This window comes from Bacillus tuaregi (assembly GCF_900104575.1).
Classification (GTDB): Bacteria; Bacillota; Bacilli; order Bacillales; family Cytobacillaceae; genus Bacillus_BD; species Bacillus_BD tuaregi.
Window position 1 is genome coordinate 2,468,152 of record NZ_LT629731.1, and the last position, 21,758, is coordinate 2,489,909.

The 21,758-nt window shown below is 33.1% G+C and carries 25 protein-coding genes; 6 read left to right on the forward strand and 19 right to left on the reverse strand.

Going from position 1 to position 21,758, the window contains the following annotated elements; translation table 11 throughout:
- Positions 1-151: 151 nt before the first annotated feature.
- Entirely contained in the window at positions 152-556 is a 405-nt protein-coding gene (locus BQ5321_RS14095) for a DnaA N-terminal domain-containing protein (protein WP_071395080.1), read from the reverse strand.
- A 143-nt stretch (positions 557-699) separates the two neighbouring features.
- On the opposite strand from BQ5321_RS14095, the gene BQ5321_RS24075 reads away from it, so the two are divergent.
- Complete coding sequence (locus tag BQ5321_RS24075) at positions 700-1,215, forward strand: hypothetical protein (RefSeq protein ID WP_139187803.1); 516 nt, start codon at positions 700-702, stop codon at positions 1,213-1,215.
- Positions 1,216-1,534: 319 nt separating this feature from the next.
- On the opposite strand, the gene BQ5321_RS24465 is transcribed toward BQ5321_RS24075, so the two are convergent.
- Positions 1,535-1,672, reverse strand: a complete 138-nt coding sequence (locus BQ5321_RS24465; protein WP_187143746.1) for a hypothetical protein — start codon at positions 1,670-1,672, stop codon at positions 1,535-1,537.
- Positions 1,673-1,833: 161 nt separating this feature from the next.
- On the reverse strand, positions 1,834-2,856 hold the full coding sequence (locus BQ5321_RS14105; RefSeq protein WP_071395082.1) for a hypothetical protein: 1,023 nt from the start codon (positions 2,854-2,856) through the stop codon (positions 1,834-1,836).
- A gap of 704 nt (positions 2,857-3,560) precedes the next feature.
- On the opposite strand from BQ5321_RS14105, the gene BQ5321_RS14115 reads away from it, so the two are divergent.
- The 3 genes from BQ5321_RS14115 to tnpC (BQ5321_RS14125) all read left to right on the forward strand — a co-directional run bounded on the left by BQ5321_RS14115 (position 3,561) and on the right by tnpC (BQ5321_RS14125) (position 5,764).
- Positions 3,561-3,752, forward strand: coding sequence for a hypothetical protein (locus tag BQ5321_RS14115; RefSeq protein WP_071395084.1), 192 nt, complete (start codon positions 3,561-3,563; stop codon positions 3,750-3,752).
- Entirely contained in the window at positions 3,749-4,102 is a 354-nt protein-coding gene (tnpB, locus tag BQ5321_RS14120) for an IS66 family insertion sequence element accessory protein TnpB (RefSeq protein ID WP_200798700.1), read from the forward strand. Before BQ5321_RS14115 ends, tnpB (BQ5321_RS14120) begins: the two co-directional genes overlap by 4 nt.
- 81 nt (positions 4,103-4,183) lie before the next feature.
- Positions 4,184-5,764, forward strand: coding sequence for an IS66 family transposase (gene tnpC, locus BQ5321_RS14125; RefSeq protein ID WP_071392719.1), 1,581 nt, complete (start codon positions 4,184-4,186; stop codon positions 5,762-5,764).
- Positions 5,765-5,984: 220 nt separating this feature from the next.
- On the opposite strand, the gene BQ5321_RS14130 is transcribed toward tnpC (BQ5321_RS14125), so the two are convergent.
- The 3 genes from BQ5321_RS14130 to BQ5321_RS14140 form a co-directional block, all read right to left on the reverse strand.
- Positions 5,985-6,446, reverse strand: coding sequence for a hypothetical protein (locus tag BQ5321_RS14130; protein WP_071395085.1), 462 nt, complete (start codon positions 6,444-6,446; stop codon positions 5,985-5,987).
- Between the two features lie 119 nt (positions 6,447-6,565).
- Complete coding sequence (locus BQ5321_RS14135; RefSeq protein ID WP_071395086.1) at positions 6,566-8,341, reverse strand: hypothetical protein; 1,776 nt, start codon at positions 8,339-8,341, stop codon at positions 6,566-6,568.
- A 95-nt stretch (positions 8,342-8,436) separates the two neighbouring features.
- Positions 8,437-10,221 carry a competence protein CoiA family protein gene (locus BQ5321_RS14140; protein ID WP_071395087.1) on the reverse strand — a complete coding sequence of 595 codons (1,785 nt, stop codon included), beginning with the start codon at positions 10,219-10,221 and terminating at the stop codon, positions 8,437-8,439.
- Between the two features lie 214 nt (positions 10,222-10,435).
- On the opposite strand from BQ5321_RS14140, the gene BQ5321_RS14145 reads away from it, so the two are divergent.
- Positions 10,436-10,669: a hypothetical protein gene (locus BQ5321_RS14145; RefSeq protein ID WP_071395088.1), complete on the forward strand. Its 234-nt coding sequence runs from the start codon at positions 10,436-10,438 to the stop codon at positions 10,667-10,669.
- A 75-nt stretch (positions 10,670-10,744) separates the two neighbouring features.
- Here the strand turns inward: BQ5321_RS14145 and BQ5321_RS14150 are convergent, their stop codons facing one another.
- The 10 genes from BQ5321_RS14150 to tnpB (BQ5321_RS14205) form a co-directional block, all read right to left on the reverse strand.
- Positions 10,745-11,122 (reverse strand): ACT domain-containing protein, encoded by a 378-nt coding sequence (locus BQ5321_RS14150; protein ID WP_071395089.1) that lies wholly within the window; start codon positions 11,120-11,122, stop codon positions 10,745-10,747.
- 303 nt (positions 11,123-11,425) lie between these two features.
- Positions 11,426-11,953 (reverse strand): DUF3841 domain-containing protein, encoded by a 528-nt coding sequence (locus BQ5321_RS14155; protein WP_071395090.1) that lies wholly within the window; start codon positions 11,951-11,953, stop codon positions 11,426-11,428.
- Between the two features lie 161 nt (positions 11,954-12,114).
- The gene (locus BQ5321_RS14160; RefSeq protein ID WP_071395091.1) at positions 12,115-12,567 is read right to left on the reverse strand and encodes a hypothetical protein; all 453 of its coding nucleotides are present in this window, start codon (positions 12,565-12,567) and stop codon (positions 12,115-12,117) included.
- Between the two features lie 216 nt (positions 12,568-12,783).
- On the reverse strand, positions 12,784-13,776 hold the full coding sequence (locus tag BQ5321_RS14165) for a zinc-dependent alcohol dehydrogenase family protein (RefSeq protein WP_139187804.1): 993 nt from the start codon (positions 13,774-13,776) through the stop codon (positions 12,784-12,786).
- Positions 13,777-14,254: 478 nt separating this feature from the next.
- Positions 14,255-14,557 carry a hypothetical protein gene (locus tag BQ5321_RS14175; protein ID WP_071395093.1) on the reverse strand — a complete coding sequence of 101 codons (303 nt, stop codon included), beginning with the start codon at positions 14,555-14,557 and terminating at the stop codon, positions 14,255-14,257.
- Between the two features lie 152 nt (positions 14,558-14,709).
- Positions 14,710-15,159: a hypothetical protein gene (locus BQ5321_RS14180; protein WP_071395094.1), complete on the reverse strand. Its 450-nt coding sequence runs from the start codon at positions 15,157-15,159 to the stop codon at positions 14,710-14,712.
- 430 nt (positions 15,160-15,589) lie between these two features.
- The gene (locus BQ5321_RS14190) at positions 15,590-15,871 is read right to left on the reverse strand and encodes a hypothetical protein (RefSeq protein ID WP_071395096.1); all 282 of its coding nucleotides are present in this window, start codon (positions 15,869-15,871) and stop codon (positions 15,590-15,592) included.
- 51 nt (positions 15,872-15,922) lie between these two features.
- On the reverse strand, positions 15,923-16,285 hold the full coding sequence (locus BQ5321_RS14195) for a hypothetical protein (RefSeq protein WP_071395097.1): 363 nt from the start codon (positions 16,283-16,285) through the stop codon (positions 15,923-15,925).
- Positions 16,286-16,456: 171 nt separating this feature from the next.
- A complete protein-coding gene (tnpC, locus tag BQ5321_RS14200) occupies positions 16,457-18,037 on the reverse strand; it encodes an IS66 family transposase (RefSeq protein ID WP_071395098.1) in 1,581 nt (526 codons plus the stop codon).
- A gap of 81 nt (positions 18,038-18,118) precedes the next feature.
- Entirely contained in the window at positions 18,119-18,472 is a 354-nt protein-coding gene (gene tnpB / locus BQ5321_RS14205; protein WP_139187805.1) for an IS66 family insertion sequence element accessory protein TnpB, read from the reverse strand.
- A 462-nt stretch (positions 18,473-18,934) separates the two neighbouring features.
- Between tnpB (BQ5321_RS14205) and BQ5321_RS14215 the strand changes: the two genes are divergently transcribed.
- Positions 18,935-19,192 carry a hypothetical protein gene (locus BQ5321_RS14215; RefSeq protein WP_071395101.1) on the forward strand — a complete coding sequence of 86 codons (258 nt, stop codon included), beginning with the start codon at positions 18,935-18,937 and terminating at the stop codon, positions 19,190-19,192.
- 37 nt (positions 19,193-19,229) lie between these two features.
- On the opposite strand, the gene BQ5321_RS14220 is transcribed toward BQ5321_RS14215, so the two are convergent.
- The 3 genes from BQ5321_RS14220 to BQ5321_RS14230 form a co-directional block, all read right to left on the reverse strand.
- Complete coding sequence (locus tag BQ5321_RS14220; RefSeq protein WP_071395102.1) at positions 19,230-19,871, reverse strand: hypothetical protein; 642 nt, start codon at positions 19,869-19,871, stop codon at positions 19,230-19,232.
- 279 nt (positions 19,872-20,150) lie between these two features.
- Positions 20,151-20,582: a hypothetical protein gene (locus BQ5321_RS14225; RefSeq protein ID WP_071395103.1), complete on the reverse strand. Its 432-nt coding sequence runs from the start codon at positions 20,580-20,582 to the stop codon at positions 20,151-20,153.
- Positions 20,583-20,778: 196 nt separating this feature from the next.
- Positions 20,779-21,690, reverse strand: a complete 912-nt coding sequence (locus BQ5321_RS14230; protein ID WP_071395104.1) for a tetratricopeptide repeat protein — start codon at positions 21,688-21,690, stop codon at positions 20,779-20,781.
- Positions 21,691-21,758 lie beyond the last annotated feature (68 nt).

Consider the following 21,758-nt stretch of genomic DNA (forward strand, 5'->3'; position numbering starts at 1 on the left):
TTAAATTATAGCTAGAAATTAAGAAAGATGACTTCTGCTTGTTTCCTTTATTATTTTAATAATTCCATTCGCAATTAAAGGCTTTCTTAAAGCTCAATGTCTAACTTCAGAAAACATATTACAATTCTCCACTTTGTTGCTTTATTAAAACTCACAATTTATTCTGCTGAAGTTGTTCCAACCGATCTATCCTTTTCTCCAATTCGCCTATTTTTTCCTGTTGCTGCAGAATTAACTCGCTCTGTTCCTCCACTAGCTGTTTTAACTTATCATAACTGGTTAATTCACTTGTATAACGAAAATCAGCATGATTTGAAGGCGTCTGCTCATCAGAAGAAATAATTTCAATTTCATAGGTTCTTCCCGCGACTTCTCGGATTGAATCAAAAATAAGGTTTTTATAACGGCCTTCTAACCACTCTTTAGTAAAACTGTTTGGAGCTTTTACAAAAACAATATCATCTTTTATTTCAATTTCAGTGTTCTTAAACCAAGTTTCGTAGGCTGGTTTGGAAATAACTTCAGCAATTTTAGCTAGTACAACAGTCCATTCCATAATTTTCTTCCTCTTCTTTTAATATTTTATTGCAAAAAAATCTGTTAAAATTTGATTAGATGCAAATGATCTTTTATAAAAATGTACGTCAATGAGAGACTTTATACATAAAGGTTTTGCTCTTAAATTTGTAAGAATTAGAGGTGATTAAAATTCTCCCAAAAAAGTGGATTAATAATGGTAAAGAGCCGTTCTCCTTACATAATTTTCATCTGGTTCGGAATCAACAACGCTTATACATTAACAAACCAAAAGGCGGTTTTTGGCTTTCAGAGTATACTCCAAATCAGAAATTTCCTAGTCATTGGCATTGGTTGGCTAAGAGTAACGGGTATTCTTTGAAACCCAATAATTATATATATATCTTAACTGATCATCCTAATATTTTTATAATAAAAAATAAAGCTGATTATAATAAACTTATCTCTTTCTACTGTATTAAATACAGCAATCCCTTAATAAGTGAAATTTCTTTAAACTGTATTGACTTTGAAGAATTAAATAAGGATTGGAATGGTATTTACCTTACTGAAAATGGATTAGAAGAAACCAGTACCTGTTTTGAACATCCTAACTTTTCTTCGTGGGATTGTTCATCCTTAATCATTTTTGATCCAATTATTTTGAATAACTATTTTTCGTTACAGAAGGGCTTTTGATAGACTATTAATTTTCTCAAGTCCAAAAGACTACTTAATTATTATTAAAATTAAAAGTACATAGGAAAGAACCTTATACACTTATTTTACTATCATATTTTGTTCGTTCAAACAAGCCTTTTACCACTCTTATAATTAATATTTATAGTTCGTAAAAAAGGAATACCAACATCTGAATCATCCACTTATAAAAACAAACTTATGTTTACTGACCGTCTCCTTTTCTCCCTAATGCCACTATATTTTGTTTAAATAAAAAACCCCTAATAATCATAATTATGGTTATTAGGGGTTTAGATTTATATTTTTGTTCGTAATCTTACTTACCTTTTGCTTGAGATAATACAGAGCCAGCTAAGCTTTTGGCTGTCTTGCTTGAACTTTTACTTTTTAAAACCCTTGAAGCCTTGCTTGCAAGTTTAGAGCTTGATGTTTTTCTAGAGTTGGATTTTGCCATTCTATTCTTGCCCCTTTCAAAAATATATAATGGAAATTCCTTCCCACCTATAGAATATATTATATCACTCTACAAAACCAAAACTACTAAATATAGCAGGAACAAACTTTCTTTTATTACTATATATAGTTTTGGTGTTTAGTAATATAAAATACGAATGCTTATTTTCTAAGTTGGAGACCTACCATGTCGGCAGTACTTACTAGTGCTTTTTTTATCGTATCTCCCCCCAAAACTCTCTCTCTTTTGCTATAATGATCAGCAATCTCTTTGATATTCCATTTTTGAACTTGATACCTTACTAACCATTCAAAATGCTCCAAACTTCTTTTTTCTTTTCCCTCTACATAACCCATTTTCTTCATATGTGCTTCCGTACGTTTTCTATACAATTCTTTATATTTTTTATAGGCTACATCTAGCATTTTTTCAAATTCACTCCAAGTGTCATTTCGCGGATCCCACCCTTCACAAAAGGTAAAATTTCCAATTTTCTCCTTTTCTCCTTTTAATGCATAATATATATCTAGCCCATAACTCTCCCGTATATTTTCATAATCACTTGCTGCATCTTCCATTTCATCTAGAATCTTATATTGATATAAATTTTGAAGACTGGGAGTAAAAAGGAATGGAAACTCCTTTCCTGAAAAGATCTCGTCATCATTTCTTACTTTTTCTACATCTTCACATTCATCCTCTATATAAACAGGATCTGTTATTGACCAATTAAGAAAATCTCTTGGTGTCTCTCTACCTATTTTGCTGAAAAACTCATTCCACTCGTCAACACTCTTAGGGTGATCCCTTTTATCTGGAATAGCCCATACAGCAATTTCTAAAAATATTTTATTCCCCATCAAGTCATCAACTAAATTATATTTTTTAGCCCAATTTATGATCGTTTCTTTCAACTTGAGTAAATGGGCATTATAATGTGTGTTTGCCTTTTCAAATACATCCCAATCATCTATAAAACTACGATTATTCTCTCTTTGCATTTCATGAATTTTTTCTGTTTCTGTATACAAGGGAATAATATCATCTAAGTCTTTAGTAAATTGAGGTTCAAGATGTTCTGCAACGCGTAGAAAATATGTTATAGCTTGATATTGATAATAGTTTGTAAAAACTGGAATGTTTTTTATTTTATCCCTTTCAGGATGGAAGAAAACTTTTTCCATGCTAACCACCTCAATCATTTATTTACTAGTATTTTCTCAACTTTTTATGAGGATTGATAGGAAATAAGAAAAGTTTTTTAAATTCTTATCTGTAATATGTAATTTAGGAGTCAGAATTTTGTATCTAATGAGATCATCTATCCAAACTTTGCTTTAATTTCATCATATAGTGCTTTTCAGACATAGGAAAAAGCATTAGTTCACATGAAGAACTTGAACAAGTAATTGATTATACGTATAAACTTCAAAAAGGTAGATGTTATTACAGTAATCTGCCACTACCAAAACTAGGGGGAGATGTACCCGATTGAAAAGATATGCATTCTGGATTATATTCCATTCCTGAAACGTATTTTCCAATCTGTGGAGTATCAGAAAAAGCTGCAGAAAAAAAGTATTACAACTTTAAATAAACACCAGTTGTATTTGGCAATCAAGAAGTGGTTCTTTCCAGTGTTAGTTGAGTCACAAAATCTGCACAAATCAAATTTTTATCAAGTAGTTTGATTAATTCATTCATATCACGAACTCTTCAATAATCTTTTGTTTGCCTGAGATTAGAGTAAAGCCCCAATTCAAACAAAGTTGGAAAAAACACAAGAAATGCCGTTTATGGCGTAAGCCCGTATTCAAACGACGCATATAAATAGAGCTGCACCTCCTGTAATATGATCATATCAATATTAAAGGGAGGTGCTTTTCATATGCCAGATCAAAAACTGACTATGGTTCCCGTTACACTTCTTCCTGAAAATAAAAGTAACTCCGTGTCACCACCAACCAGCTCTTCCTCTAGCATCTGCACAATCAAAACAGCAAATGCGGAAATCCTCTTTTATAATGGTGTAGACGAGCACATCATCCTAACAATCATGAGGGAGTTGAAGCATTGGTGAAACATGATTATACGGATGTGAAAAATATCTATATTGTTTGTGGAAAAACGGATATGAGAAAGGGCATTGACGGATTAGCTGCCCTGGTTCAAGATTCTCTTGAATTAGATCCTTATGGGGATTCGATATTTCTTTTTTCCGGATGGAAGAAAGATAGATATAAATGTTTATATTTTGATGGAGATGGTTTTGCCCTTCTCTATAAGCGTTTAGATAATGGGAAGTTACAATGGCCTAAAGATGAACAAGCAGTACGTAATCTATCCCAAAAACAGCTCAGGTGGCTGCTCGAAGGCTTAGCTATTCAGCAACCAAAAGCTATTCAATCATCGGAAAAAGGAACTTTTTAAACACTATTATTTTTTCTTTATCTCCACGTTCGAACTGGTTATAATAATAAGAACGAAAACGAACGGAAAGTGGTGAATGATATGGTGAAAGCTTCTTCTACGAATGAAAATCAGAACGAGAAAATAATTCGGCTGCTTGAAGAGCAGTTGGCTCATTCAAATCAACAAAACAAAGAATTATCGAAACAGATTGAAGCATTAACCGATCAAGTACGCCATTTAACTAAGCTTTTATATGGATCAAAAACTGAAAAAACGAAATATAACGCACCAGACGGGCAAGGTACGTTATTTGATGATGACCCGGTTTTTAGCGAACCTGAGCACACAGAAGAACAAAGCCAACAGACTATTTCTTATACTGTTGTACGAAAAGTTCAAAAGAAAAAACGAAATGATTCACTGCATGATGGCATTGAAGTAGAAGCTATCCACCATCATCCGGAAAATACGACTTGTGACTGTTGCCAAGACCAAATGATTGAAATAGGCAGTTCAATCGTACGTGAAGAGGCTGAATTTATTCCTGCCAGAATGAAGAAAATACAACATATTGAGCATGCATATGAATGTAAGAATTGTAAAAGTGATCTATCTCAAAAAGCGCAAATAAAACGTGGAAAAGCACCGCAACCTCCCATTCAACGTAGTATCGCTGGTCCAAGCGTTCTTGCCAAAGTAATACATGATAAGTTTTCACTATACTTACCACTATACCGACAGGTAAAGGAATGGGATCGTTCTGGTCTGAGTACTAATGATAAGAACCTTTCAAATTGGGTTATTCGTGCATCGCATGATTGGCTATTGCCTATTTACGAGAATATGAAGCATTTAATGATGTCTAAATCGCTCATGCATGTCGATGAAACATATGCACAAATTATCAATCGATCCGATGGGAAATCTGGACAAACCAATGCTTATAATTGGGTATTTCGAAGTGTGCCGAGTCAAGGACCAATAATAACTCTATTTCAAAGTTCATTATCACGTGGTCGATCTGTTCTTGAAAATTTCATTAAAGGATTTTCCGGAACGATTATTTGTGATGGTTATTCTGCCTATGACAAAATTGAAGGTGTCACTTTCGCCAATTGCCTTGCGCACGTTCGTCGCTATTGGTTAAAAGTGGAGAGCAAAAACGGACATATCGGTGTAAAATATTGCGATGAATTATATCGATTGGAAAGGCAATTCAAACACTTGTCTCCAAGTAAGCGCAGAAAAAAACGACAAAAATACTCAAGGCCAATCCTTGAGGAATTTCTAGACTGGGTTGAAAAATCCCCATTCTTCGGCAAAAATGCGCTTGCGAAGGCAGCAGAATATACCTTAAACAGAGCGAATGGTTTAAAAGCATTTTTGATGGATGGTCGTATTGAAATTGATAATAATCCAGCTGAAAATGCCATCCGTCCAAGTGTAGTGGGCCGAAAGAACTGGATCCACTCAGTAAGTGAGGCTGGCGCAAAGGCCAATGCCATCTGTTTAAGTATTGCAGAAACTGCAAAAGCAAATGGTGTGGATTTTTATCGCTATCTATTGAAGTTACTGACGGATTTACCTAATCTAGATATCTATCAACAATCGGATATTTTAAATCAATATATGCCTTGGTCAAAAATGATCCAAGCTGAATGTGGAATTAACATGAAATAGCCGTACATCTGACAAAAAAAGTCATGATATACGGCTATTTGTCATGCATACCGGAAAGGTGCGCTTATTTTTATAATTCGGGCTTACTTTATGGCAGTATATTTTATGAATAGAAAAGAGCCTAAATATACAAGCAGTGAATAAAACCTTGCATATTTTAGGCTCTTTAACTTTATTTCTTATTGTATAATCGCTCATTAGTTGAATAAGCATTTTTTTATCACTCGTTATAAAAAGAGTCCCACGTTATTTCCATCCGTTTATATCGGAGTTTAAAATAACCCCAAGCATCTTCTCCGAAACTCCAAGCAAAGCCCTCGAATGTTTGTACAAAAGAGGATTTATTTTTACCTTTTATATTTTCAGTAACAATTGTAAAGTCATTAATTAACTTTAATAGTGGAATCTCAATGTAAGTACAATCTTTAGCAATATTAATTGTTTGTTTTTGAACTTGTGAACAATCATAATAACCCGAATCTAAAACTTCGAAATCATAAAAAGCTAATACTAACTCGTTTGTTTCACGTTCATCATCAAATGGATTTAGAGGGTGTTCCTTTGTTAATTCAACACATTCTAATACTAGGAATAGATTGTTATTTTCAACTTTGACTTTCTCAATATAAACGGACTGCCAATTAATATATTCAAAGCAATTTTCTGATATATATTTTGCCATTTTTTCAGTCCTTTTATTTTATATAATATCATCTTATTTGACGCTTACGACTAAAAGAAATAGAGTATCCCCACTTTTGGAGCTATTACATACAAATCGAATTAATTGCTGACTGATAGTTACTTTAAATACCAAAGTTTCGCTAAGTTATAAATTGGATAAGTGTAAAACTTTTCTTGATCCTCTTTCGATAACTTGTCAAAGTATACTTCAAACTCGATTTTACTGTCTGATAATATCGAAAGAGCGCACATTATATCTGTTATATGCGTATTTTGAAGTTTTCGTTCGATAAGGATTTCTTTTTCTCTAGGTGTAAAATCTCTCATTCTTCTGATAACCTGCATTTTATTTAAGAAATATATTATACTATCTGAATTAGCTTTTTCTAAATAACAAAAGATATTAAATGTTAAGTTTAAAATTTCTCTTCTGTTAGTGTGGTTATCATAATAATTCAGTATTTTTAACATATAATCATTTGCCAATACTGAACTTAAATTACTTTTATACTCCATTGATTTGAAAGAGGCTTCAACAACATTATAATCGAAATTGCTTATTTCCAGCAGATATAAAGGGTCAAATAATAAAAATGGACTATGTTCTACCCTCTCAGTGCCATCCTCCAATATAACCTGAATTCTCAAATACTGTTTTAAAGCCTCAAAATTGAACAGGTTAAATACTATTTTCTCAGACTTAACTTGAGTAGTAAACAATACAACTTTCAGATTAGCAACTCTAAAGTGCAGAAATGGATTTTCTTTGTTTGATTTTATAGGTTTATAATTTTTGTGTAAAACAATCTGAACCAATGCATTTATGGTATTCCAATCGTTTTTTGTAAGACTGTTCAAATCCTCATTAAAATCAATATTTAATCTATTAAAAGTTTCCACTATATCTTCAAGCTTTTGAAGATAACTGGATAAACCTTTAAACCTTGAGTCACCTTCATATTTGTTTAATTGGATAATTGAACCGTTAATATTAATTGATTTAGTTGAAATTATCTCTAACATAAATTTCAAGTCTCTAATACGGTCCTGAATTGGACCCTTTTCATTGAAATTGATTTTGAATTCGTCATTTGATTCCTGCCCACCAGCAAAATCTTTTGGAAGTATCATTTCAAAACCATACCCAAATTTCAAGGATACTGTATTCTTTTTTATTATCCTAACAATTTCGGTATAACGTTTTTCATCATTTGTTCCAACCCATAGTTCGGCTTCTTCAGCTATCTCCTTAATATGCATTTTGTATAGAGGAATATCTAAATTCAGGCTTTCAATATGTCCATATGCATATGCTTCATTATCAAGCAGATAATTTGTTATATCGACTGATGAAGGGGTAAAAACCTTTATTTTTATGTTATCATAATTAATCTCTTTATCGATTAATAATGATAAACCCTGTTGTCTGCTATGAAAGATAAAATTTCGGCAAATGAATTCCAATGCTCTATTTTCTGTACCAAGTTTTTTAAAAGTTTGTGTAACTGATTTTTTATCACCCAAATCAATTAAAATTCTCTTTAAATCGATAGGCAACAAGTCTAGGTAAAAGATTTGAGTTTGTTCAATTGATACAATTTCTACAACAAAGAAAATAACTCCACCATTATTATAATAATTTTCCAAGTCAGCTTTACCTATTGAAAATTTTACATCCTTATTAATTTTTAGTACTTTTCTTCCTTTAACTTGAACAGGTACTTTCCCAAAGAGTGTATCTTTCGTCTGTCTTGAGTTGTCGTATACCCATATTTCTCCGTCCCAAGATGGTGTTTTATCATTTACGGGAATTTCATTAGCAAGATAATCGCTACGTAAAATTTCATTTTTAATTGCTGCCACTGCAATTTCTTCAATTTTGCTAGTATTCAATTCCTGACACCTTCTCTTGTTGTTTGATAAATAATCAATTCTAAATCATTGATTAAAGATTAAACTATTCACATTAACCTGATATGAATACCTTATTAAAAATCAAAAAAACTAATTTGTTTGGATAAAATATAAGATGGACGGTATTTTTCCTCATATTCTTTCGAGAATATTGTTTGTTGTAAAGGATCTATTCTTTTTAGTTCTTTATAACGTTCTTCTAATTTATAGAATACCTTCTCTAAATCATAAATTTTAAATTCCTCAAGAGGTTTGTTGTATTCATTTTCGACTTCTGTGATGAATTTCGAAAAAATAAGCCCACTGGTTTTTTCCATTCTTTGAATAAGCTCCAATATGTAAAATACTTGTTCACTTTTAACTCTCTGTTTTTTTTCATTTTGTTTTCTTTTTTCTTCTTCTGCTATTTTTTCTTTCCTACTTCTTTCTTCTTCTGCCCGGAGTGCTGCTCTTCTCTTTTCGGCTACTTTTTGTTCAAAATCTCGAATTAATTCACTATTACGATCTCTCAGTTCCTGTATAGTAAATTGAACACGTCGAAAGTTAGTTAATAGTTGCTCTTTTTCTTTAAAATAACCGTCATTATATTTTTTTAGGAGCGGTTCATATTTCAAACGATTAGTCTCTTCCCTTTGCTCATATATATCTTTTAAATGTAATAGAGCTAAGGCTTCTTGTTCAGCCCTTTTTTTCTCTTCTTGTTGTTTTAACACTTGTAAAGCCTTTTGTCTTTTTTCTTCTTCGATTCGCTCGTATACTTCTTTAATAGCTTCATATTGTTCATTTATTAACTCAATGGAATCAAGAGGTATTTCTTTTAATAGACGTTCTTTTTCAAGCTGTTTAGCTCGATCATAATCAATGCTATATTCCTTAAATTCGATCTCGTCCGTTAAATGATTTCCTTCATCTCCTAAAAATTCGTCACTTTTCTCCAATGCTTCTTTTCGCTTAGGCTCGTAATCTATATTTCGAATTTGGGTGTTTAAGAGTGTTTGAACAATATTTTCTTGTGGAATGCGACTAATAAAAAAATTATCATTTTCACTATTCCATTTTTCTCCCCTTAATTCGGCTTCAATCTTTGTCGTCAAAACACTAGGATCCCTTCTAATTAAGTGAAAATTGCCAGCATGATTTACTGCAATCACATAATGATATGTGTCCATTATCAACGTGAAATTTTTTTTGCGTTTTCCTATGTAGGTGAATACTGTTTCTTCCCCAAATGGTAACTCATTATATTGCATCGTAGTGGTTCCGTCATCATGGCGAATATATTCAGTTAAGAATGTTCCTGTATATTGAGCGATACCTCCATCCTCGTCACTTCCAAAAAAACTATCCAAAACAATAACCCATGCAGTTGGAATCCCTACGCTTGCATACGCATTTGTTCTCTGTGCTATGGACGCGCAGCTAATTGTATTACTGGCTTGCACTTCTACTACTAAAACATCTTCTTTTGTCTTTGTTTTGACAGCGACATCTGCCACGGGAGCGAAACTTTTTGTTTTGAATCTTTGCTCAGTTTTAACGTGATATTTTTCCTTTTCAAATAGCCAAAATAAAGCTTTTTTAGTAGAAGAATGAGCTAAACTATCTGCTTGAAAACAGTGTTTTAATTTTTTATGAGCAAAGCGACTGTTTTTTACCTTACCCGGCACAAAATACATTTCTGTGTCGCAGGAGTAGCAGTAAAACCAATTACCCGGCTTTCTCACTAAATCTCGTTCTTCTGGTGATATTGTCATACTATCGAACCCTATCACCTTTTTTCCTTGAAATTCCTCAATTTTACCATTAGGAAATAGTTTTCTATTTTCATCTGAATATGGAATATACGCGAATTGCGGCATTCTCTCCTAAACCTCCCCTTCTTCCTTAGTTTTTCTTTATACTAAAATTAAGTCTTCCTATTAATTTATTAGGATTAAAGATCTTTTGGCCTCATTTTCTATGTAAAACATTAATGTTTTATACCTATTTCAATTATCCTAGTTTTGTTATGGTTTGTAAAAGCAATATTATTTTAATGTGTCTAATCTAATAGTTCTAAAGGGAAGTTGTAACATGTTTGTAGAAAAGGTTGTTCCGTATTTTCACGTTTGTATGACAAAGTTGCAATTGGGAGCGGATGTCGTAATGGATGGATTTCTAAAAGAAATTCTATATGCAAAGTGTAGTTATTTAAATATTCTGCCAGCAGAGAACAGCGACGGTTCAGTGATTTTATTTCATAATGGGGTAGCGTTAGGAAAATACGGATTTACAACGTTAAGGAAATCCAATTATAAAAAAGCCTAAATCCTCAGTATTAATCTAGAATTTAGGCTTTTTTCATTGTACCATTAAAGGTCTGTTCGTTGAGTATCTTTATCACTAAATAAATGTATGCCCAGCATTCTCCAATACTAGTTTTGCTTTTTCTATGGAATGCACTTTAATCAACAAGTAGTCCGTATTAAAAGTAGAAATAGCAAAAATACTTATATTGTTTTCCGCCAACGGGTTAGCTAAAGAAGATAATATTCCTGTTAACCCAAACTCCAATATACCCTCTACTTTTATGTATTTCCAATCATGCTCCACGTCAATTAGAAGGCTGTTGGGGATATTAGATGTTGGACATACAATAGATAGTTCTTCGTTTGTACGTGTAATCGAAGTAAATTCGCCTTTGCCCGCCCAAGATGGTATTTCTTCTGTTGGTGGCAGTTTCACAACAGAAAATATCGTGTCCAATATTACTAAATTCATGTTAATTCACCCTTAATTAAAGTTGTAGGTAATAACGTTATTTAATTTATAAAACAATTTACTTCGTTAGTTTTTATCTACGATCCACTTATAAGTACCAGTTTCGACTTTTTGGAAATGCACGCCCTTGAGGAATATCTATTCCGATTTTTTTTGCGTTTTCTTTTAAAGTTCCCTCATCTACGTCTTTCGGTTCTTTATCCTCGTAAAAACTTGAAAAGTCGGAATAACTGTAACTTCCTTCTAAGTTTTGAAACCATATATTATGAGACCTATTTTCTCCGATCCAATAAACACCTTCATTTATTTAGCAATAAAACGTTCTACCTTGATTATCTGCTCCATAGTTATTCTTGTAGTAGCTCCTTGCAACCATTGTTCTTGAATATTACCAGCCCATTCTTTAGGCCGGCTTGCCAGCCAATCCATATCAAATAACCTTTCCCAAGTTTCTCTTACATCTTTAATAGGGAACTCACGTTTTTCAAACTCTTCCCATTCAATCATATCAAAAGTGATTGGACTATTATTTAATATAGTATGCCATTCCTCAAATGAAGACCAAAGTATATCCTTTTCAGGTATATCTAGCTTTAAAATGACTCCTTTAGTTCCTTTTGGCAATAGGGATCTTTCGTTTCGATTAACTTGACGTTCCCACACCCATATCGGGGCTTCCTGACCATTATAGTCAGGGAGCCTCTTTTCTATTTGTTCCATCATCCATTTATATTCTTCAGGAAACATTGAAAATTCAATATTTCCTTCTAAGTATCCCTGTTCTCGCATCAATTTGTAGGCTGCCAACTTTTGTACGCTATAAACAATCATGACCTTCACCCTGCAATTCAATTTCGAAATAGTTATTAATATTTTATCATTTCCTCTTCAAGAATCTGCCCTATATTGGTTTAAAGACCGAGAAAAATGGACTACTGTAGCAGTCTATTACCGTTTATTTCTTACACCCAATTTTAGAATAAAGAAATACTTTAGTTTTCGTTAATTACGCCATATCTATTTTGTTTTCCCATCCATGAACTAGCATCACGCCATTTTAAACTCTTAGCAGCAATCCAGCTGATTGTACCATTATTATTATCTTCTGGTTCCCAATCAAGGTCATTTGCCCAATAAAATAAGCCTTTATGTAAAATTAGTTTAGCATCATAAATGATTGAGTCGTAATTAATTGGACTTGGCACGATATGAAATTGAGTTACCCCTTCAAACAATAATTCTATTGCCGAAGGGTCATTATACTGTCTTTGAAAAAGGATTCGAACATTAGTATCCAGTTCCGGTGACATGCCCATCGACAAATTTTCACCAACATAGCTATCAGTCCACATATACAATTCCTTTAAACAACTATCATGGAAATATCCAAATTTATCCAAAACTTCTTCAATATCTTTATTATTTATTACTTCTACCCAATTCATTGATAACACCCACTTATTAGGTATTCTCTTTCCATTAAATGATAACAAAACTTTCTACCTTTTTAATATACTAAACTACCTTTTTATTGATTAAAGACCAAGAAAAAAGGACTGCAACAGTCCATCATTGCTCTCGTATCGCACCTGATTGCTGAAAATTATTACTTAAACTAAACTTCTTTAAAATAAATACTCTTTACTTAAAGAAGAATTACCTCAATAGCTTGTTAGAAATACTTTCCCTTTAGTTATTTTAGAAGATTCAACAACATCAATAGCCTTTTTTACATCCGATAAGCCATACTGAGAATCTACCATCATCAAACGTAATTTTTTATCAGCTACTAGCCTTATTAAATGACTAAAAGTTTCTTGCCATTTGTCTGCCGAAACATTTTTATTCCAATTCCGTAAATGAAATATATTCGCATTCACCTTTGCTTTATTTACAATATCTGACCAGTTTACTTGTATCCCTGATAAAAGGCCAATGGTTATAAAGTTCCCATTAGGACGGACACTAAAAGCCAAGTCGTTTCCAGATGAACCTCCAACGGAATCGATAGCAGCATCTGCACCCATTCCATTTGTTAATTTCATAACTGTTTCGTGGAGTAGAAATTTAGAAGTATCGATTACATAAAAAGAGCCGAGATGCAGTAAATCTTCTGTATATTTATTATTTCTCGTCACTGCAATCAATCGAAAACCTAAAATCTTAGATAATTGAGCAAAAATATGCCCAATAGCAGATCCGCACGCATTAACCAATAAAACATCATTCGTTCTTAATTTTAATACTTCCGTACAAACCACCCATGCTGTCATTGGATTTATATACATCTGTGCTGCCGTAAAATCATCAATAGTATCAGGTATGCAAACTGCATATTCTACTGATGTTTTAACGAATTCTTGCCACGTACCTTCCCCACGTAAAGGTAATATACGTTTACCAATAAGATTTTTAGAAACTAAAGGACCTATTTCTTCTACAATACCTACTCCTTCATAACCCGGAATATTAGGTAAAGAAATTCTGTGAGCATAAGATCCTCTAATCGGTATTAAGTCAGAGGGATTTATTGGGCGAGCTAACATACGTACAAGAACTTCATTATCTTTTGGTGGTCCAATAGCTTTATATTCAACTTTTAACACATCTTTAGGACTGCCGAATTCGTAGAATTTAATACTTTTTGCATCCAAAACCATTAGTCTCCTTAATCAAAGTAATTTATTTAATTATATCACCTTTAATTAACAACCTTCAGCTTTACTTATTCTATTTAATGGCCCTTAACCTAAAGAAAAAGCACAATTCTACTGAAGAATTGCGCCCTTTAATGGAATACTTAAAATTATTAAGTCTTGTTTGACTAACGCACCCGTTGAAGAATGTTTATTTTGTATTTTAATAATTCATGTATTTTTTTCATTCTTATTATTATCCTTATCATTTAATGCCCAATTAAAAAACATAAGGAACAGAACATAAAATGTTGATTGAATTAAATTCTCAAACCAATTGAAATCATTATTGTTAATGTAATCAAAAGCAATAAGGACTATATACAATATAACAAAATAGATAATATATGAATATTTTTTAAAGATTTTCACACATGCACCCCTACATCAACATTACCGTATTTCACCTTATATTCGGAGCATATTTTTCCTTTCATTAATCTGCCTCGTTAAACAATCCTTGCTCTTTCCATTGATCCAAATACTTTTGGTAGCCCATTTCCTCAGCAGTCATAGTGTATTGAGTAGCTTCAAATTTTAAAGTATGAGAACCTGACATTGCTTCATAGGTCGGATTCCCTTCTACATCCCCGAAAAGCGTTTCGAATGTATTTACATCCACTGATGTGATCGTTCCATTCTCGTAGGTTTCAAGAAGAATGAAATCAATCTCTCCCTGTTCTGTATGCCCTTTAAACATTAAACCTGCTTCTTTTAATGACAAATATAATTGTTTCATACTCAACCTCTGCTCTCACAAAAAAATTAATTACCTTATTGTGCTTTGCACCGTTAGTGAAAAAGCGACTGCTCTAATTGAACAATCGCTCCCTTTTCTTGAATAATTTTTTACAGCTACTTGCACCAGTTCAAAAGACGGTATTTTGTCTTTTATAATGTAATTTCCCAAAACTCACGGTCTTCCAATACTAGGTCATAGGGTGTTTTTACTTCCCTCCAACGGATGCTTCTCCTTTTCGAAATTTCAAAATCCTCTTTGCCGCTGAGAGAAGTAAAATACTCTACAATTCCACTGGATTGAAGGGCTTCTTCCAAATAAGAATATAATATTTTTAAACACTTTTCTTCTTCCGGTTTTCCCTTTAATCGATACTTAAATGGGATATAATTAACGTACACTGCAACTTGGTGAATGAATGAGAAATGGGGACTATATGAAATTTTTCGTTTCAGTTTGCTATCGTAATTATTTTCAAAATAAAGATGTGTAAAGTCTAAATTACTTTTAAAGACATTGGGTTGTTCAGAAGACACGGGATTTGAACCGAACGAACCTTGAGGCAGCTTCATTGGTGAAGCAATATATATGTATTGAGTCATAACTGTTTTTAACTCCTTATTAATATCAAACCTAAAATAATTGGTGATATGATTAGCAAAATTGAAACCCAGATTAGCATTAATGAAACAGTCTTTGGAAGCTTTTCTCTACACTTTCCTTTGTACCAGCCAGAGAATTGTAGTTTATTTCTATATAAAACAAAAAGTATTAACAATATCGCTACTCCACCAAACCACGAGTATCTCTCTGTTACTTCGTTGATTGTATAAATATTTCCTATGATTTCCCAACCCAAACCACCAAGAAGTATAAATATAAAAATTATACGGAGTAGTTCTAATAGTACTCTCACTTTTAAGTACCCCCAATTATTTACAAGCATTATTACTTTTTACTTCTTAGAATTTTGTTCCATTCTATTCTAACACGTAAGTAAAAAGCGTATTTGCCTATTGTAGAAACGTCAGTTTATCTTAACAAACTTCCGAAAAATATAATGACCATCAAAAATGCTGATAATCCCAGCGTAATAATTACTGTTGCTATACTCCTTATCACCCCTTTCCAATCTTGAACTCCAGAAAAGCCAATTACTCCAAACACTAATGTTGCCAATGTAAAATATATGACCATGTTTAATGGATGTAAACCGGTAAAAGAATGATCAATTCCATTTGAAAAAGAAACTATCAAAAATAATAGAATACAAATGATCGAAAAGATAAATGACCCCAAGTTTGCTTTTTTCAATCTAAACCTCCCTTTCCACTAAAATTACCATATACGCTTGAAACAATTACTTTAATTAGTTAGTGTCAAATAATAGTATTTTGCATCTTGTAATGAGCTACTTAAATCAAAAGAAGTAACGAACGCATTATACATTGCAATACCCGCTAATACAGTAATAATGGCACTGCCACCTTTAAGTATCTTTCTATTTTTCTTATAAAGAATAAACGTAGTTACAATAACAATTAAAAAGTATGATACAGATATAATTAGTTCTACTAATTCTACTTTACTATCACCAACAGCAATCATAAAGTTTTCTAAATCATCCTTATTCTCTACGTTCTCTTCGATTATAGATGTATCCCCTTTGCAACCAATCTTCCAAGAAAATGTATTTTGTTCTTTTGTTACAGTGTACTCATACCCCATAGCTTTTCCTTCACTTATAACTGATGATGAACTTGCAAGAGTGTTTGGAACAAACAAAATGAAAAATACGATAACTGCAGAAAAGTAAGCCCGAAATATAAAAATAAGCGCACCTTTTCGGTACGCATGACAAATAACCGTAAATCATGATATTTTTTATCAGACGTACGGTTATTTCACTTTATTTCCACATTCAGCTTGGATCATTTTTGACCAAGGCATATATCGATTTAATATTTCCGGTTGTTGATAGATATCTAGATTAGGTAGATCCGTCAGTAACTTCAATAGATATCGATAAAAATCCACACCGTTTGCTTTTGCAGTTTCTGCAATACTTAAACAGATGGCATTGGCCTTTGCGCCGGCCTCACTAACTGAGTGAATCCAGTTCTTGCGGCCAATTACACTTGGACGGATGGCATTTTCAGCTGGATTATTGTCAATTTCGATACGACCATCGTATAAAAATGCTTTTAGACCATTCGCTCTGTTTAATGTATAATCAGCTGCCTTTGCTAGCACATTTTTGCCATAAAACGGTGATCTCTCAAGCCAGTCTAGGAATTCCTTAACGATTGGCTTAGAATACTTCTGGCGTTTCTTTCTTCGCTTACTAGGAGACAAATGCTTGAATTTCCTTTCAAGCCGGTATAAATCATCACAATATTTTACGCCGATTTGTCCATTTTTACTGACTACTTTTAACCAGTAGCGACGAATGTGCGCGAGACAATTTGCGAAAGCGACACCTTCTATTTTGTCATAGGCAGAATAACCATCACAAATAATCGTTCCGGAAAAACCTTCAATGAAACTCTCAAGGACAGATCGAGCACGTGATAACGAGCTTTGAAAAAGAGTTATTATTGGCCCTTGGCTCGGCACACTTCGAAACACCCAATTATATGCATTAGTTTGTCCAGATTTCCCATCGGATCGGTTGACAATTTGCGCATAGGTTTCATCGACATGCATTAGCGATTTAGCCATCATTAAATGCTTCATATGTTCGTAAATAGGCAATAGCCAATCATGTGATGCACGAATAACCCAATTTGAAAGGTTCTTATCATTGGTACTTAGACCATAACGATCCCATTCCTTTACCTGCCGGTAAAGTGGCAAGTATAGTGAAAACTTATCATGTATTACTTTGGCAAGAACGCTTGGCCCTGCAATGCTTCGTTGAATGGGAGGTTGCGGTGCTTTGCCACGTTTAATTTGCGCTTTTTGAGATAGATCACTTTTGCAATTTTTACATTCATAAGCATGCTCAATGTGTTGTATTTTCTTCATTCTGGCAGGAATAAATTCAGCTTCTTCACGTACGATTGTACTGCCTATTTCAATCATTTGGACTTGGCAACAGTCACAGGTAGTATTTTCCGGATGATGATGAACTGCTTCTATTTCAATACCATCATGCAATGAATCATTCCGTTTTTTCTTTTGAATTTTTCGTACAACAGTATAAGAAATCGTCTGTTGGCTTTGTTCTCCTGTCTGCTCAGGTTCACTAAAAGACGGTTCATCATCAAATAATGATGTTTGTCCGTCAGGTGAATTGTATTTGGATTTCTCTGTTTTTGATCCATATAAAAGCTTAGTTAAATGGCGTACTTGATCGGTTAACGCTTCAATTTGTTTAGATAATTCTTTGTTTTGTTGATTTGAATGAGCCAATTGCTCTTCGAGAAGCCTAATTATCTTATCTTGCTGGCTTTCATTTTTTGAAGAAGCGTTCGCCATATCATTCACCACTTTCCGTTCAATTTCGCTCTTCCTATTATAACCAGTTCGAACGGTAGAATAAAGATAGAATTATAAAATTTAGAATGCACTTTTTGGCGATGGCGGAATCGCTTTTGGCTGTTGAATCGCTAAACCTTCTAATAACCAACGAAGTTCCTGCTGAGACAAATTACGCACTTCTTGTTCATCTTTAGGCCATTGTAGTTTCCCATTATCCAAACGCTTATAAAGCATGGCGAAGCCATTTCCGTCAAAATATAGACATTTATATCGATCTTTCTTCCAACCGGAAAATAAAAAAATAGAATCACCATAAGGATCTAATTCAAAAGAATCCTGAATCAGAGTAGCTAAGCCGTCGATTCCCTTTCGCATATCCGTTTTTCCACAAATGATATAGATATTCTTCACATCCGTATAATCATGTTTCACCAATGTTTCAACTCCCTCATGATCGTTTGGATGACCTGCTCCTCTACGCCATTATAAAAGGAGACCTCAACATTTGCAGTTTTAATTGTACAACAACTGCCAGAGGAATCTGATAACGAGGATATAGATGGGGCTGTAGATCTGCTTTCGGGAAGAAGTGTAACGGGGACAATTGTCAATTTTTCTTGTGGCATAAGAAAAGCACCTCCTTCTATATTGATATAAATATAGTACCGGAGGTGTAGCTCTATTTATATGCGTTGTTTGAATTCGGGCTTACGCAGAAAATATCATTAAAAACTTCCCTTTAAAATACATTTCCCCCTAACCCTTATTACACTATAAAACATATTTTGGAAAATTGGTTTAACTCCTTATTCAACGTTATTACATCCTTCGTGGAATATCTAGCTAGTAATCGCATAACTTTAATTAAAGGACAAGGTAAGGAGTTGATGTTCGTTGCTTAAATTTCTTTTAATTGCGTTCTTAATACTTTTCATTATTTTGAAAAACCATAGAAGACAAGCTACTCAAACCTATTCACTTCAAACTTTTTTAATAAGTAGTTCCGATGATTTACTTGAAGATAAACAAAATGAACAAAAGAAATCATTAATTGAAAAAATTAATGATTATTTGTTCAAAGATAGCGATAATGAAATGATCAATGATGATAATGAGGATATAGGTGATGGTGGCGATGGTGCTGGAGAATAGATTTAATTTATTACAAATCTCTCTAAATCATATTTTATTAAAATTCTTTACTCCAATCCTCATCCAATATTACGCCCTTTGCATCAATATAAGCCACAATAACAGTCCCATGCTCAAGTATATTTTCATTTTTCAAAAAGGAGATGAACGTATTAAAAAGTTCGTCATCTTGGTTACCCTTTGTCCTTGAAATGGTAATTCGGATAGTCGGAGCAACATGATACTCTTTGAAACTTCCAGAATTTAAAGGATCAATATTTAATTCTTTACCTATTTCATCATCAAAGAAAGCATGGAAATCCGTAACTTCTTTAAAATTCGCATCTATGTACTGGCGTATGTCATTTTTTAACTCATTTACCCATTTATCAGCAACGTAAGTATCAACCAGTTGCCCTGTTTCACTGTCATGATAGATTAAGAATTCAATATTATTTACCTTATCTCGCACCTTTGCTGCGTATTCAAATTCAAAGTTACCCATATTATCGTACAATGTGTCGTACACTTCGAAATGATTTTTAAAAGTCTGATTTATATATTGTTCAGCTTCATCTCTTATCATGTCCTCTTTTTCGCCATCTGGCATCATACTGATATAAAAAGAAATGAATAAAATAGGAATTCCCAATAAAATAATACCTAAAATACTTACTATAATCTTTACAGGTTTCTTCATGCTTCCACCACCCCATATGATCTAATCAGAGCCATTATTCGACTTTTTCAGTTTAACTACATATTCTTCTAACTATTGCCGTAGTTCTTGTCCACTTTTGATTCCGTCCACATAGTTAGTGCCTATACCATCTAATTCAAGACTAAACAAACTTAGTTAATTCACTTCATCACAAAATTGCTAAGCTCCGTTCTGTACTTTAATCAAAAAAAGAATTTCCTGCTTCTTAAAGAGTTTCCCTAGTTTATTTAAGTACATCCCTACACAAATATCCCTTCATTAAGTTACTTCTATTGTTCTATCATCGCTTCCGAAACCTACGAAATTGATAATTAGTATATAGATTGGAAAAACAATCAACCCACCTATTGCCAAAAGACCAGTAACAGGATTTGGGTAATCGCCTCCATTTGTCAGCGGGAACAGGGATGCAAATATATAAATGAGAAGAATAAAGTATGGAAACCAAAGGATGATTGTCCAAAAGTTCGCTTTCCTCCCTTCCAGCCACCTTTTTGTTAAGCGGATAAGGAGTATAGTGCAAAATATGAATACAACAATATTCGTTATTCCAGTTACAATGATTACATTGTCTATCTTCCAGCTTGTTAATCTACTAATACGATACACATTAAACACAAGTTCAATGGGAATAAATATCATCAAGGCATACAGAATACTAACAACATTTAATTTTAAGAAAAATCTCATTTAATCACCCTGTATTATATTTTTATTGAGATAATACAAAAAACAAAATGGCTATACAAAAATATCCTAAGAATTTTTCCTTACCTCTGTACCTTTTTTCAATTAAGAAATATAAAATAAGAACCAGCATAATTGACGCAAATATCTTTATGTAAAACGAATCCAAGCCCCCAATATATAATCAAATCTCTTCTGTTTATTCTTGGTATTCTGAATGACTATGCTGCTTACATCCAAACAAATAACAAGCGCCAGTGATGGTAGGTTCAAGTTCTATTGGAGGGATGTATCCGGATGGAATTAGTTCTACCATCTTTTCATATTTGTTTTTTTCTTCAAGTAATTGCTTGATATATGTATCTTTATCATTTTCTGTCCAATCTTCTTCACATTCTTGATGAGTATCTTTGATTTCTTCGTCTATTTGTTCAATGGCTTCATGTACTACTTCATGGATGCGGGGGATATCTTTTGTGTTAAAAAGAGCGTAGATAAACCTACTGACCCAATAAGGATCTTTCCAGTATTTTTTCCATCCTTTTTCAAACCAATAGACCGCTTCCTTAAAACAATCCAATTCAACATACAAGTCCGCAACTTCAATTTCTCCTACAAATTCATCCGCATCTACATTAAACACATCTAGTTTCTCTTTTGCTTCTATTCTCTTTCCAAGTTCAATTAGACATTTAACATGACTATACGTGACATTATCGGAATTTCCTGCAATTCGTATGAAAAAGTCAGAAGCTGTCTGTAAGTCTCCAAGATAATACTTTGCTACGGCTAAATTATGATAAGCTTCATTGGATGGTTGAATCGAAATGGACTTCAGTAATGCGTATGAAGCAAGTTTCCACTTTTTTTGCCTCATATAAATTTCTCCTAATATGTTATAAGGGAAATAAGAGGAAGGATTCATCTGAATGGCTTCTTTGATTAATTCGAGAGCTTTTTCATCATCCTCTTCTTCGTAACTGTACATCCAAGCAAGATTATTTAGAGACTGAACATATCTTGATTCTTCTACTGCTTTTCTAAAAAGTTCTAAGGCTTCTACATATTCATTTTTTCCAAATAGATCAAGGGCCCTTTGGTTAGTATTCAATCATGTCCCTCCATTTTTTAATCATTTTTACTGTATAACATATTATTTTATGCTACGAAAAGCGGTTG